The organism is Streptomyces umbrinus (assembly GCF_030817415.1).
Taxonomy (GTDB): domain Bacteria; phylum Actinomycetota; class Actinomycetes; order Streptomycetales; family Streptomycetaceae; genus Streptomyces; species Streptomyces umbrinus_A.
Map to the genome: position 1 here is coordinate 8,869,997 of NZ_JAUSZI010000002.1, position 14,068 is coordinate 8,884,064.

Genomic DNA, 14,068 nt, shown 5'->3' on the forward strand with positions numbered 1-14,068 from the left:
GCTTCCACAGAAGCGAAGTAACGAACAGAACGAGCGCACAGCACCACCCGCACACCCCCGAGAACGGAGAACAGTCATGGCCCAAGCCGCAGCCGTGGCGAAAAAGCCCGCGCCACCCCGGCGGCGCCGTGGCTCAGCGACGCCCCGCAGGCTCCCGTATCTGCTGATCGCCCCGGCGGGACTGCTGATGCTGGGCTTCATCGCCTACCCGGTGCTCAGCGTCTTCTACTACAGCCTGCAGAACTACAACCCCACCAAGCCGTGGCGCAACGGCTTCGCGGGCTTCGACAACTTCGTGCACGCCTTCACCGAGGACCCGCAGTTCTGGGACACGCTGGTCTTCAGCGCCAAGTGGGTCGTCGTCGAGGTCGGGCTGCAGCTGCTGTTCGGTCTCGCGCTCGCGCTGATCGTCAACCAGACCTTCGTGGGCCGCTCGCTGGGCCGCGCCCTGGTCTTCTCGCCCTGGGCCGTGTCCGGTGTGCTCACCTCCGCGATCTGGGTGCTCCTCTACAACTCCCAGACAGGCATCACCCGTTACCTCGCCGACATGGGCATCGGGGACTACGGCACGAGCTGGCTCTCCGACACCTCGACGGTCTTCCCGGCGGCGGTGGTCGCCGACCTCTGGCGAGGCGTTCCCTTCTTCGCGATCCTCATCCTCGCCGACCTCCAGTCCGTCTCGAAGGACCTGTACGAGGCCGCCGAGGTCGACGGAGCCAGCCGCTTCCGGCAGTTCGTGCACATCACGCTGCCGCACCTCAAGGACGCCATCATCCTCTCCACGCTGCTGCGCGCGGTCTGGGAGTTCAACAACGTCGACCTGCTCTACACCCTCACCGGCGGCGGACCCGCGGGGGAGACGACGACACTCCCGCTCTACATCGCCAACACCAGCGTCGACGCACACAACTTCGGCTACGCCTCGGCCCTGACCACCGTCGCGTTCGTGATCCTTCTCTTCTTCTCGATGGTCTATCTGCGGCTGAGCAAGTTCGGAGGCGGGGACAAGTGATCACCAAGGACATCGACACCGTCGCCCCGGCCGCGCCCGCACCGGTGGCCGACGAGCCGCCGCAGCGCCCGGGGAAGCGCAGGCGCGCCTGGGACGAGGCCCCGCGCTGGCAGATCTACGTCCCGCTCGGCATCTACCTGCTCTTCACGCTCATCCCCTTCTACTGGATCCTGCTCTTCGCCCTGCGCAAGCCCGGCTCGACCTCGCTCGTGCCCTGGCCCATGACCTTCGAGCACTTCGAGAAGGTGTGGAACGAGCGCAGCTTCGGCACGTACTTCGAGAACAGCGTCTACGTCGGCGTCGCCACGCTCTTCATGACCACGCTCGTCGCACTGGCCGGCGGCTACGCCCTCGCCCGCTTCGACTTCAAGATCAAGCGCGCCTTCATGCTGGCGCTGCTCTGCTCCCAGTTCGTGCCGGGCGCGCTGCTCCTGGTGCCGCTGTTCCAGATCTTCGCCGAGCTCCAGATGATCAACTCGCTGGGCAGCGTCATCATCGCCGAGACCGTCTTCCAGTTGCCGCTGTCGATGATCCTGATCAGCGGCTTCATCCGGAACGTGCCGTACTCGCTGGAAGAGGCCGCCTGGGTCGACGGCTGCAACCGCTTCACGGGCTTCCGGGTCGTCGTCCTGCCGCTGCTGCGTCCCGGGCTGATCGCGGTGGGCTCCTTCGCCTTCGTGCACTCCTGGAACCACTTCCTGTTCGCCCTGATGTTCCTCAGCAACCAGGACAAGCAGACGATCCCCGTCGGCCTCAACAGCCTGATGAGCGCCGACAGCGTCGACCTCGGCGCGCTCGCGGCCGGCGGCATCATCGCGGCCGTGCCCGTCGTGATCGTCTTCGCCTTCATCCAGAAGTGGCTGATCACGGGCTTCAGCGCCGGGGCGGTGAAGGGATGAGATCTGTACGCACCTTCCTGCCGCGCACGACAAGAGGGCGCCGTGTCCTCCAAGTCGCCCTCGCCTGCGGGCTGTTGGCCGCCCTTGGCGGGCCGGCGAACGCCGAGACCCGTGACATCAGCCGCGACACCCTGCCCGCGAACGACGGCTGGGCCGCCGCCGACGGAGGTACCACCGGGGGTTCCTCCGCGGACGACGCCCACGTCTTCACCGTACGGAACCGGGCCGAGCTGGTCCGCGCCCTCGACGGCGGCAGCGCGACCCCGAAGATCATCAAGGTCGCGGGGACGATAGACGCCAACACCGACGACTCCGGGAAGCGGCTGGACTGCGACGACTACGCGACCGACGGCTACAGCCTGAGGAAGTACCTGGCCGCGTACGACCCGCGCACCTGGGGCGCGGCCAAGCCGTCCGGTCCGCAGGAGGAGGCCCGCCAGGCCTCGGCGGCGGCCCAGGCCTCCCGGGTGGAACTCGCCGTCGGCTCCAACACCACCATCGTCGGGCTCGGCGACAGCGCCGTACTCAAGGGCGCGAGCCTCCAGGTCCGCGACGCGGACAACGTCATCGTCCGCAACCTCGAACTCCGGGACGCCTACGACTGCTTCCCCGTCTGGCAGCCCAACACCGGCGGCCTCGGCGACTGGAAGACCGCGTACGACACGCTGTGGCTGCGCGGCGCCACCCATGTGTGGATCGACCACGTCACGGCGTCCGACAAGGGTCACCCCGACGAGGACGAGCCGACCTACTTCGGCCGCAACTACCTGCGCCACGACGGCCTGTTGGACATCACCAACGCCTCCGACCTGGTGACCGTCTCCTGGAGCAGGTTCGCCGACCACGACAAGGCGATGCTGATCGGCAACGGTGACACGGCCACCGGCGACCGGGGCAAGTTGCGTGTCACCCTGCACCACAACGAGTTCGAGTCCGTCGTCCAGCGCGCCCCGCGCGTCCGCTTCGGGCAGGTGCACCTCTACAACAACCGGTACGTCGTCCCGGCCGACGCCCACGACTACCGTTACTCGCTCGGCATCTCCACCGAGTCGGCGGTCTACGCCGAGAACAACGCGTTCACAACGCCGGGCCACATCGAGGCCGCCGACCTGGTGAAGAGCTGGAACGGCACGGCCCTGCACCAGACCGGCACGCTCTGGGGGTCCCCCCGGACGGAGTCTGGGGGAGGCTTCCCCGTCGACCTGCTCGCCATCTACAACGCCTACAACTCCGGCAGCGAACGCGACCTGACCGCCGACGTCGGCTGGACGCCCGCCCTGCACGGCACGGTCGACAGCGCCGCGAAGTCCGACCGCGACGTCGAGCGCGGCGCGGGAGCGGGGAGGATCCGATGAGCACCGTCACCGGTCCCGGAACCGCTTCGATAGGGACCATGAACTCTTCCTCAGGGTCCCTGCCCTCGCACGAGTCCCCCCTCCCCGTCGTCCTCGCGGGCGCCCGCGGTCACGGCCACTGGCACCTCGCGAACATCCGCCGCCTCCAGGACAAGGGCCTGGTGCGCCTCGCCGGGATCTGCGAGCTGACCCCGCTCACCGAGGCCGAGCTGGGCGTCTTCACCGCCCCCGGCGAACTCCCTGAACAATCCGCCGACTTCGGCGCCCTGCTGGACTCCACGGGCGCCGCGATCGCCGTGATCTGCACGCCGATCCCCACCCATACCGACCTCGCGCTGACGGCCGCCGCCAGGGGCGTACACATCCTGCTGGAGAAGCCGCCGGCCCCCTCGTACGCCGAGTTCCGCCGGATGGCCGACGGGGTGGCCGCGGCCGGAGTGGTCTGCCAGATCGGCTTCCAGTCGCTGGGCTCGCAGGCCGTGCATGCGATCCGGGAGCTGGTCGCGCAGGGCGCGATCGGCCGGGTGGACGGCATCGGCGGGGCCGGGGCCTGGGCGCGCGCCGAGGAGTACTACCGCCGCGCACCCTGGGCCGGGCGGCGCCGGATGAACGGGGCCGACGTTGTCGACGGGGTGCTGACCAACCCCCTCGCGCACGCCGTCGCCACCGCCCTCGCGCTCGACGGCGCCACCCGCGCCGAGGACGTCACCGGCATCGAGACCGAGCTGCTGCGCGCCAACGACATCGAGTCCGACGACACCTCCTGCGTCCGCGTCACCACCGCGGCCGGCCACCGGATCACCGTCGCCGCGACCCTGTGCGCCGAGCACCCCGACGAGCCGTACGTCCTCGTACACGGCACCAGCGGCCGGATCACCTTCTGGTACAAGCAGGACCGCGTCCTCGTCCAGCGGTCGGGGCACGGCCCGCAGGAGATCACGTACGGCAGGACAGACCTGCTGGAGAACCTCGTCGAGCACCTCGAAGGCCGGGCCGACCTGCTGGTCGCGCCGGACTCGACGGGCGCCTTCATGAAGGTCGTTGAAGCGATTCGACAGGCACCGGACCCCGTCGCGCTGCCCGCCGACGCCTGGTACCTGAAGGCCGACGAGAGCCGCCGGATCGTGTACGGAGTCGACGGACTCGTCACGGCCGCCGCCGACACCCTCGCCCTCTACTCCGAGCTGGGCGCCTCCTGGGCGCTCCCGAAAGAGGTGAGTACCTGATGAACAACGAGTCGCTGGTCCTGCGCGTCGCGGGCCACCCGGTCGGCCGTTACATCGCCCGGCCCGAGCTGCCGCCGAAGCTGTCGCCGCGTCCGTACTTCCACCCCGTCACCACCCTGGCCGGCACGGCTGTCACCGAGATCGGCCCCGCCGACCACATCCACCACCTCGGCGTCGGTGTCGCCGTTCCCGACGTCGAGGGGTTCAACTTCTGGGGCGGTCGCACGTACGTACGCGACCAGGGGCCGACCGAGCTGGACAACCACGGGGCCCAGCGGCACTCCACGTTCCAGCTCCGCGACCCGGACGGCTTCGTGGAGGAGCTGCGCTGGGTCGCGGCGGGCGGTGAGCTGCTGCGCGAGCGGCGTACGGCCGCTGCGACCGAACTCACCGACACCGCCTGGGCGTTGGACTTCACGTTCTCGCTCACCAACACGACAGCCGAGCCCCTGTCGATCGGCAGCCCGGCGACCAACGGCAGGACCGGCGCGGCCTACGGCGGCTTCTTCTGGCGGGCCCGCAAGGAGGCCGCCGCGCCCGCGGTGTTCACCGCCGGCACCGAGGGCGAGGAGACCGTGCACGGAGCACGCGCCGACTGGCTGGCGCTCGTGGGCACCAACTGGACGCTGGTGTTCGCCGGGGCCACCGAGCGGACCCGCCGCGACCCGTGGTTCGTGCGCACCGCCGAGTACCCGGGCGTCGGCTCGTCCCTCGCCCACGAGGAACGGCTGCCGGTCCCGGCCGGGGAGACCGTCGTACGCCGGGTCGTCACCGTCGTCGCCGACGGCCGCCTCGACCGGGGCGAGGCCGCGGCCCTCGTCCGCAAGGCGGTGAGTCCATGAGCGGCCAGAGCGCACCCGCCTTCACCGCCGACCTCGGCGACGGCACGTACCGCAACCCGGTTCTGAACGCCGACTGGTCCGACCCCGACCTCATCCGCGTCGGTGACGACTACTACCTGACCGCCTCCAGCTTCGGCCGCGTCCCGGGCCTGCCGCTCCTGCACTCCCGAGACCTCGTCAACTGGACGCTCGTCGGCCACGCCTTACAACTCCTCGAACCAGCAAGGGAGTTCAGGAAGCCACGCCATGACCGCGGTGTCTGGGCACCGTCGTTGCGCCACCACGAGGACCGCTTCTGGATCTTCTGGGGCGACCCGGACCATGGTATCTACCAGGTCAACGCCCCCGAGATACGCGGCCCTTGGACCCGCCCCCACCTCGTCAAGGCGGGCAAGGGACTCATCGACGCCTGCCCGCTGTGGGACGAGGAGACCGGCGAGGCATACCTCGTGCACGCCTGGGCCAAGTCCCGCTCCGGCGTCAAGAACCGGCTCACCGGCCATCGGATGCGGCCCGACGCGACCGGGCTGCTCGACGACGGCAAGGTGATCGTCGACGGCGACCGCATACCCGGCTGGTTCACGCTCGAAGGGCCGAAGCTGTACCGGCACGACGGCTGGTTCTGGATCTTCGCCCCGGCCGGCGGCGTCGAGACCGGCTGGCAGGGCGCGTTGCGCTCCCGCGACTTCTTCGGACCGTATGAGGAGAGGGTCGTCCTGGAGCAGGGCGACACCGACGTCAACGGCCCCCACCAGGGCGGCTGGGTGCGCACCCCGTCCGGCGAGCACTGGTTCGCGCACTTCCAGGAGAAGGGCGCGTACGGGAGGGTCGTCCACCTCCAGCCCATGCGCTGGGGCACGGACGGCTGGCCGGTCCTCGGGGACGAGGGCGCCCCCGTCGCCGTACACCGCAAGCCCGACCTGCCGCGGCAGCCGCTGTCGGCGCCCGCCACCGACGACGACTTCCCCGGCGGGAGGTTCGGACGGCAGTGGCAGTGGACCGCCAACCCGCAGGACGGCTGGGCGACCCAGCACTCGGGCGACGGGTTGCGGCTGGCCTGCGTACGGACGGTCGACGCGCAGGATCTGCGCAAGTTACCGAACGTGCTCACCCAGCGGCTGCCCGGGACCCCGTGCACCGTCGAGGTCGGGCTGAGGCTCGACGCCGAGGAGCCGGGCGCGCGGGCCGGACTCGCCGTCCTGGGCGACGCGTTCAGCTGGATCGGGCTCGAACGGGGGGCCGACGGGACGGTCCACCTCGTGCACCGGTTCGCCGAGTCGGTCGCCGAGCGCGAGCGGGACGCCGCGCATCCGCGGCTCGCGCCCGAGGGACGGGTGCGGCTGCGGATCGAGGCCGGCGCAGGGGCGCGCTGCCGCTTCTCCCACGACCTCGGGACCGGCTGGGAGCCCTCCGGCCAGATCTTCGCCGCCACCCCCTGGCGCTGGGTCGGCGCCCTGCTCGGCCTTGTCGCACTCGCGCCGAACGGCGGGGGACACGCCGGGGCGGCCACGTTCACGCAGTTCCGCATCACCGCGCCACCTGTCTGATCGCTTCAAGTCATCACCGTTGTACGCCTGTTGGGAGCCGCAATGACGCACTTCCGTAGCAGCAAGCGCTTGCCCGGACCGGGTTCCGGGCCGGGGCTCGGTGCCGGGCCCGGCCCTGGCCCCGGCCGGACCCTGGTCACGGTCACCGCCCTGGTGGCCTCACTGGGGCTCGGGGTCATCGCCCCGGCCGAGGCGGCGTCCGAGAGTGCCGGCCGGACCGCCGAGGCCCACGGTTTCGCGTCCCTGGAGGGCGGTACGACGGGAGGCGCCGGCGGCGAGGTCGTCACCGTGACCACCCAGGCCGACCTGGAGCGCTACGCGGCAGCCGAGGGGCCGTACGTCATCCGGGTCGCCGGGACGATCAAGGCCGAGCCGTTCGGCGCGAACGTCGTCGTGGCCTCGGACAAGACCATCATCGGCGTCGGCACGGCCGGGGAACTCGTCCAGGGCGAGCTGCACCTCACGCCCGGCACCCACAACGTGATCATCCGCAACCTGACGATCCGCGACTCGTACGTCGAGGGCAACTGGGACTGCAAGGACACCGACTTCGACGGCATCCAGATGGACACCGTCCACCACGTCTGGGTCGACCACAACCGCTTCTCGCGGATCTGCGACGGGCAGCTCGACATCCGCAAGGACAGCGAGTACGTCACCGTCTCCTACAACCGCTTCGAGAACAACAACAAGACCTTCGGCATCGGCTGGACGCCGAACGTGAAGACGCAGATCACCATCGACCACAACTGGTTCCGCGGCACCAAGCAGCGCAATCCGTCGGCCGACAACTGCGCCTACGCACACCTCTACAACAACTACATGACCGCCCAGGCGGACCCCGGCGACCCCGTATGGACGTACGGCAACTGGTCGCGGGGCCGGACCAAGATGGTCATCGAGAACAGCTACTACAGGGACGTCCAGCACCCCTACCAGGCCGACGCCACCGCCGAGTTGGTGCAGCGCGGGTCGATCCTGAAGAACACCGGCGGGCGCCAGGAGGCGTGGGGCACGGCCTTCGACCCGCGGGACTTCTACGACTACCGGCTCGACCCGGCGGCGGCCGTCCCCGCGCTCGTGTCCAGGTTCTCCGGTCCGCAGAAGGGCCTCGGTGCCCACACCGTCGCAGACCGACCCGCCGCGACCGGCAACCGGGCATCCGACGCCCGCCATTGACCCCCACAGCTTCACAACGTCACAGCGACACAACCCTCGTTGGATCCAGAAGAAGAGAGCCGATCATGAAGACCAGTATGCGCAGGAGCAGTAGAGGAGCGCGCCGCTCCGCCGCCGCCGTCGCCGTGAGTGCCGTACTCGCGCTGACCGCCACGGCCTGCGGTGACGACGGCAGCGGGGCGGCGGGCGACAAGGGCGCCGACGGCAGCGGCAAGGGCAAGGTCGTCTTCTGGGACAACAACGGCGGTGTCCGCACCGACATCTGGAAGGAGATCATCGCCGACTTCGAGAAGGCGAACCCGGACATCGAGATCGAGTACGTCGGGATCGCCGCCACCGAGTACCAGTCCAAGGTCGACACCGCCCTCCAGGGCGGCGGGCTGCCTGACGTCGGTGGTGTCGGCGCGGCGATGCTCGCCGGGTTCGCCGCCCAGAACGCGCTGGAGCCGCTGGACGACCGCCTCGGCAAGTCCTCCCTCAACGGCAAGCTCAACGAGGACATGGTCAAGTCGCTGAAGGCCGCCGGCGGCCGGGACGACACGCTGTACTCGATTCCGACCTCCGCCAACAACGGCGTCCTCTACTACCGCACCGACCTGTTCAAGCAGGCGGGCCTGGACGAGCCGACCACCTGGGATAACTTCTACGAGGCCGCCGACAAGCTCACCGACAAGGGCAAGAACGAGTTCGGCTACACCATCCGCGGCGGCGCCGGCTCCATCGCCCAGGCCCTCGACGCGATGTACGGCCAGTCCGGCATCACGTCCTTCTGGGACACCGGCAACGAGAAGACCACGGTCAACGACCCGAAGAACGTGGCCGCTCTGGAGAAGTACGTGGGCCTCTTCAAGAAGGTCACCCCGGCCGCCGACCTCAACAACGACTTCACCAAGATGGTCGCCCAGTGGGACTCCGGCACGATCGGAATGCTGAACCACAACCTGGGCTCCTACCAGGACCATGTGAAGGCGCTCGGCGTCGACAAGTTCCGCGGTATTCCGCAGCCGGTCGGACCCGGTGGCAAGCGGGTCCAGGTCTCCAACCCCGTGGACGGTCTTGGGCTGTTCAAGAGCTCCAAGAACAAGGACGCCGCCTGGAAGTTCATCGACTTCGCGACCTCGAAGGCGGAGAACTCCAAGTTCAACGAGGCGGCGGGGCAGGTGCCGTCGAACAACGACGCCGCGAAGGACGCGTGGGTTTCGAAGGCCGAGCCGACGAAGCTGGCCGCCGAGGCGTTGAGTGATGGGTCCACGACCATCGTTCAGCTGCCGTACTACCTGCCCGACTGGAACACCATTTCCAAGACGGACAACGAGCCGGCGTTCCAGAAGGTCATGAACGGGTCCATGAGCGCCAAGGACTTCCTGGACACCCTGGCCGATCAGCTCAATGAGGCCCAGACGGAGTGGAACGAGCAGAAGGGCTAGGCGGGCCCGCACTTTGCAGGGGGACCGACCGTGGGGGACTGCGGGGCCGTTGTGGCTGGTCGCGCAGTTCCCCGCGCCCCTGAAGGGGCCTGCACCAACCGCAGCTTTCCCATGTCCGAAAGGCACATCGTCGTGTCACTCACCCGCAGACAGGTCACCACCGCGGCGCTTGCCGCCGTTCCCCTCGCCGTCGCGGCGACGGGGCCCGCTGCCGCCGCCTCCCCGCAGGGGCGGCCCCGAGAGCGCACCCTCTATATCGCCGGTGATTCCACCGCCGCCCAGAAATACGCCGATGCCGCGCCCGAGACCGGCTGGGGCATGGCCCTTCCGTTCTTTCTGCGGGAGCGGTTCGCCGTCGCCAACCATGCGGTGAACGGGCGTAGTTCGAAGAGCTTCATCGACGAAGGGCGTCTCGACGTCATTCTCGCCGCGATCCGGCCCGGTGATCTCCTTCTCGTCCAGTTCGGGCACAACGACTCCAAGGTCGCCGATCCCACGCGGTACACCGAGCCGTGGACGACGTATCAGGACTATCTCCGTCAGTACGTCGACGGGGCGCGGGCGCGGGGGGCGCGGCCCGTGCTTGCCACGTCCGTGGAGCGGCGGAAGTTCGATGCCGGTGGGGGTGCCGTGGGCACCCATGGCGACTATCCCGCGGCTGTTCGGGCCCTCTCCGCGGAGGAGGGGGTGGCGTTGCTCGATATTCAGGCTCTGTCGATTGCCCTCTGGCAGCGGCTCGGTGTCGAGGAGACCAAGAAGTACTTCAACTGGACTGCCACCGAGCAGGACAACACGCATTTCAATCCGCCCGGGGCCATTGCTGTGGCTCGGATGGTGGGTGCCGAGTTGCTGCGTCGGCGGGTTCTGGTGCGTCGGGATGTTCGGCGGCTCGGCGAAGTGATTCCTGAGTCTTGGATCAGTTGGCCTGAGTCTTAGTGCTGCCGCTGAAGGTTTGTTTGCGGCTGCTGGTCCGTTGTGGCTTGTCGCGCAGTTCCCCGCGCCCCTGAGTAAGTTGCCCTGCTCCTCATTTGGAAGGAACCCGCACTCATGCGTTCTCGTGTATGGCATGCCCATGTCATTACATCCCTTGCTGGATGTACCGCTCTCGTTCTCGGTGTCACCGGGACCGTCGCTCATGCCCAGGTCGCACCGGCCGCCCAGGGGCGTGACCTCGGGCGCGAGGTCCTCGCCGTCGGTGACGGCTGGGGGTCCGAGGGGGCCGGTACCACCGGTGGTTCGACCGCCACCGCCGAGCACGTCTACACCGTCACCAACTGGGCCGAGTTCAAGGCCGCGTTGAAGGCCGGTGGGGACGCGCCGAAGGTCATCAAGGTCAAGGGGGTCATCGATCCGGTGGCCGAGGGGTGTGCCTCCTTCGCGGCGCCGGGGTACGACTTCGACGCGTATCTGGAGAAGTACTCGCCGGAGAACTGGGGGCTCGACAAGGACCTGTCCGGAGAGCCCGCCGACAGCCCCGAGGGACTGCGGGCCGCCTCCGCCGCCAACCAGGACAAGGCGATCAAGGCGAACGTCCCCGCCAACACCACCATCGTCGGGGTCGGCAGGAACGCCGGGATCAGAGGCGGCAGCCTGCAGATCAAGGGCGTCGACAACGTCATCCTGCGCAACCTCACCATCGAGGCACCGCTGGACTGCTTCCCGCAGTGGGACCCGACCGACACCGATACCGGCGCCTGGAACTCCGAGTACGACGCGGTCGTCGTCTACGGCTCCACCCATGTGTGGGTCGACCACAACACCCTGACCGACGGCCGCTACCCCGACAGCACACTGCCGACGTACTACGGCCAGACCTACCAGCAGCACGACGGCCTGCTCGACGTCGTGCGCGGCGCCAACTACGTGACGGTGTCCTGGAATTCGGTCGAGGACCACGACAAGACCATGCTGATCGGCAACAGCGACGGCGCCGGTTCGACCGACGCCGGCAAGCTCAAGGTCACGCTCCACCACAACCGCTTCGAGGGCATCGTGGAGCGTGCGCCGCGCGTCCGGTTCGGGCAGGTCGACGCGTACAACAACCACTTCGTCGTGGCGAAGGGACAGTCGTACGGATACACCTTCGGCATCGGCGCCTCCTCGCAGCTGTACGCCTCGGACAACGCCTTCTCGCTGCCCGCCGGTGTCAGCGCCGCCAAGACCCTGAAGAAGTGGAACGAGGCCCCGCTCACCGCCGAGAACAACTATGTCAACGGGAAGTTGACCGATCTCATCGCCGTCCACAACGCGGAGATCCCGGGGGAGACCCTCCAGTCGGGGGCCGGGTGGACCCCGACCCTGCGTACGAAGGTCGACTCGCCGCGGGCCGTGCCCGGCATCGTCGGCGGCCGGGCCGGTGCCGGAAAGGTCTGCTGACCATGACCTTGCCGGCACCCGTCAGCAGACGGTCCTTCGTCGTCGCGAGCGTGGGCGCCGCCCTCGCACTGGGGCTCTCCTCCCAGGCCCGGGCCGACGCGCGTGGGCGGTCCCCCTTCGGGCGGTACGGCTCGCCGTCGGCGCGGCTGAACGAGCGCACCCTGTACGTCCACCCCGGCGGCCTCGGCGACCACACCACCGTCCAGGCGGCTGTGAACGCCGCAAGTGGCAGTGGGTACACGCTCGTCATCGCCCCGGGTACGTACCGGGAGACGGTCTCCGTCAGCGTCGCCCGTACGGACATGACCTGGATCGGGGCCTCGGGCGAGGCGCGGGACATCGTGGTCGTGTACGACAACGCGGCCGGTACTCCGAAGCCCGGCGGCGGCACGTACGGCACGACCGGGTCGGCGACCACCCTCGTGCAGGCCGACGGATTCACCGCGCGGGACCTCACCTTCGCCAACGACTGGCTGCGCGCCGACCACCCCGGTATCAGCGGCACCCAGGCCGTCGCCATCAAGGTGCAGGGCGACCGTTCGGCGTTCCTGCGCTGCCGGTTCCTCGGCCACCAGGACACCCTGTACGCCGACTCGATGGCACTCGGCGCCTTCGCCCGGCAGTACTACCGGGACTGTTACGTCGAGGGTGACGTGGACTTCGTGTTCGGGCGGGCCACGGCCGTGTACGAGAACTGTCACTTCCGGACGCTGATCAGAGATGACCTGACCGGGGCTCCGTACGGGTTCGTGTTCGCGCCCTCCACCGCGGGCGCCAACCCGCGCGGCTACCTGGTGACCGGTGGCCGGATCTCCAGCGAGGCGCCGGACGCCTACTACAAGCTGGCCCGCCCGTGGGTGCCCAGCTCGGACACCACCGCCCGGCCCATGCTCACCGTGCGCGGGACCCGCCTCGGTGCCGGGATCGACGCGGTCGAGCCCTACACCAACATGTCGTCGGGCTTCCCGTGGCAGGACCAGAGGTTCGCCGAGTACCGGAACACGGGACCGGGCGCCGTGGTCTCCGTACCGGAGAACCGGCCTCAGCTCACCTCCGCCGAGGCCCGGTCGCACACCCGGGAGGTCTACCTCGGCGACTGGACCCCCTGGAAGGGGTGCTGACGTGCGCCGGCGCACACTGCTCACCGGGATCGCCGGTGGCCTGGTGGCCGTCGGCACGACCCCCGCCTTCGCGGAGGCCCGCCGCCGCGTCCTGCACGTCCGCCCCGGCGGCTCCGTCCAGGACGCGGTGGACGCCGTGGAGGGGGAGGGCTGGACGATCGTCGTGCATCCGGGCACGTATCGCGAGGTCGTCAACATCCCTGCGGAGAAGGGTGAGTTGACGCTTCGCGGTGCGTCCCGCGATCCGCGGGCCGCCGTGGTCGTCTTCGACAACGCCAACGGCACCCCGAGGCCAGACGGCGGCACCTACGGCACGGCGGGCTCCGCCACCCTCACCTCGGCGGCGCCCGGCCTGACCGTCCGGGACCTCACCCTGGCCAACGACTGGCTGCGCGCCGACCACCCCGACATCACGGGCACACAGGCCGTGGCGGCGTACGTCACCGGCGACCGGTCGGGCTTCGAGCGCGTGCGGTTCCTCGGCCACCAGGACACGCTGTTCGCCGACACCACCGCGCTCGACGCCTTCGACCGGCAGTACTACCGGGACTGTTACGTCGAGGGTGACGTGGACTTCGTGTTCGGGCGGGCGCGTGCGGTATTCGAGCGGTGTCACTTCCACACGCTCGACCGGGAGGTGAACTTCAGGCCCGAGGGCATGGTGTTCGCGCCGGCCACGGCCCGCGCGAATCAGTACGGCTTCCTCGCCGTGCGGTGCCGGATCACCTCGGGTGCCGAGGACACCGCGTACAAGATCGCCCGGCCGTGGGTGCCCTCGTACGAGACGACCGCGTGGCCTTCGCTCGTCGTGCGGGACACCTGGCTGGGGCCCGGCATCGACGCCGTGGAGCCCTACACCAACATGCGCGAGGCGTATCCGTGGCAGACCATGCGCTTCCGGGAGTATGCCAACTCCGGTCCCGGCGCGGTGATTTCGGTGCCGGAGAACCGGCCGCAGCTCACGGACACCGAGGCCGAGTCGCACACCCGTGAGACGTATCTCGGGGACTGGCGGCCCTATGAGTGCCGTCCCTGAACAGTCCCCCGCCCCAGCGGGACGAGGTTCTCGCATGGCCGAACTCCG

The 14,068-nt window shown here is 69.3% G+C and carries 12 protein-coding genes; all 12 read left to right on the plus strand.

The annotated features are described in order from the left end of the window. Positions 1–76 precede the first annotated feature (76 nt). The 12 genes from QF035_RS39180 to QF035_RS39235 all read left to right on the plus strand — a co-directional run bounded on the left by QF035_RS39180 (position 77) and on the right by QF035_RS39235 (position 14,020). Positions 77–1,012, plus strand: a complete 936-nt coding sequence (locus tag QF035_RS39180; protein WP_055616478.1) for a carbohydrate ABC transporter permease — start codon at positions 77–79, stop codon at positions 1,010–1,012. Next, positions 1,009–1,911: a carbohydrate ABC transporter permease gene (locus tag QF035_RS39185; RefSeq protein ID WP_307525854.1), complete on the plus strand. Its 903-nt coding sequence runs from the start codon at positions 1,009–1,011 to the stop codon at positions 1,909–1,911. The genes QF035_RS39180 and QF035_RS39185 overlap by 4 nt, the downstream gene beginning before the upstream one ends. Next, on the plus strand, positions 1,908–3,266 hold the full coding sequence (locus QF035_RS39190) for a pectate lyase family protein (protein ID WP_307525856.1): 1,359 nt from the start codon (positions 1,908–1,910) through the stop codon (positions 3,264–3,266). Before QF035_RS39185 ends, QF035_RS39190 begins: the two co-directional genes overlap by 4 nt. 38 nt (positions 3,267–3,304) lie before the next feature. After that, a complete protein-coding gene (locus QF035_RS39195; protein WP_307525859.1) occupies positions 3,305–4,492 on the plus strand; it encodes a Gfo/Idh/MocA family protein in 1,188 nt (395 codons plus the stop codon). Beyond that, a complete protein-coding gene (locus tag QF035_RS39200) occupies positions 4,492–5,334 on the plus strand; it encodes a DUF6807 domain-containing protein (RefSeq protein WP_373466800.1) in 843 nt (280 codons plus the stop codon). Before QF035_RS39195 ends, QF035_RS39200 begins: the two co-directional genes overlap by 1 nt. Further along, entirely contained in the window at positions 5,331–6,881 is a 1,551-nt protein-coding gene (locus QF035_RS39205; RefSeq protein ID WP_307525860.1) for a glycoside hydrolase family 43 protein, read from the plus strand. The genes QF035_RS39200 and QF035_RS39205 overlap by 4 nt, the downstream gene beginning before the upstream one ends. A 42-nt stretch (positions 6,882–6,923) precedes the next feature. Continuing rightward, positions 6,924–8,060 (plus strand): pectate lyase family protein, encoded by a 1,137-nt coding sequence (locus tag QF035_RS39210; protein ID WP_307525862.1) that lies wholly within the window; start codon positions 6,924–6,926, stop codon positions 8,058–8,060. Positions 8,061–8,125: 65 nt separating this feature from the next. Then, a complete protein-coding gene (locus tag QF035_RS39215; protein ID WP_307525864.1) occupies positions 8,126–9,487 on the plus strand; it encodes an ABC transporter substrate-binding protein in 1,362 nt (453 codons plus the stop codon). A 132-nt stretch (positions 9,488–9,619) separates the two neighbouring features. Beyond that, complete coding sequence (locus tag QF035_RS39220) at positions 9,620–10,423, plus strand: rhamnogalacturonan acetylesterase (protein WP_307531756.1); 804 nt, start codon at positions 9,620–9,622, stop codon at positions 10,421–10,423. A gap of 111 nt (positions 10,424–10,534) precedes the next feature. Continuing rightward, positions 10,535–11,863, plus strand: a complete 1,329-nt coding sequence (locus tag QF035_RS39225) for a pectate lyase family protein (protein ID WP_307525866.1) — start codon at positions 10,535–10,537, stop codon at positions 11,861–11,863. A 2-nt stretch (positions 11,864–11,865) separates the two neighbouring features. Continuing rightward, entirely contained in the window at positions 11,866–12,984 is a 1,119-nt protein-coding gene (locus QF035_RS39230; protein ID WP_307525868.1) for a pectinesterase family protein, read from the plus strand. Between the two features lies 1 nt (position 12,985). Further along, a complete protein-coding gene (locus QF035_RS39235; protein ID WP_307525870.1) occupies positions 12,986–14,020 on the plus strand; it encodes a pectinesterase family protein in 1,035 nt (344 codons plus the stop codon). Positions 14,021–14,068: the final 48 nt, after the last annotated feature.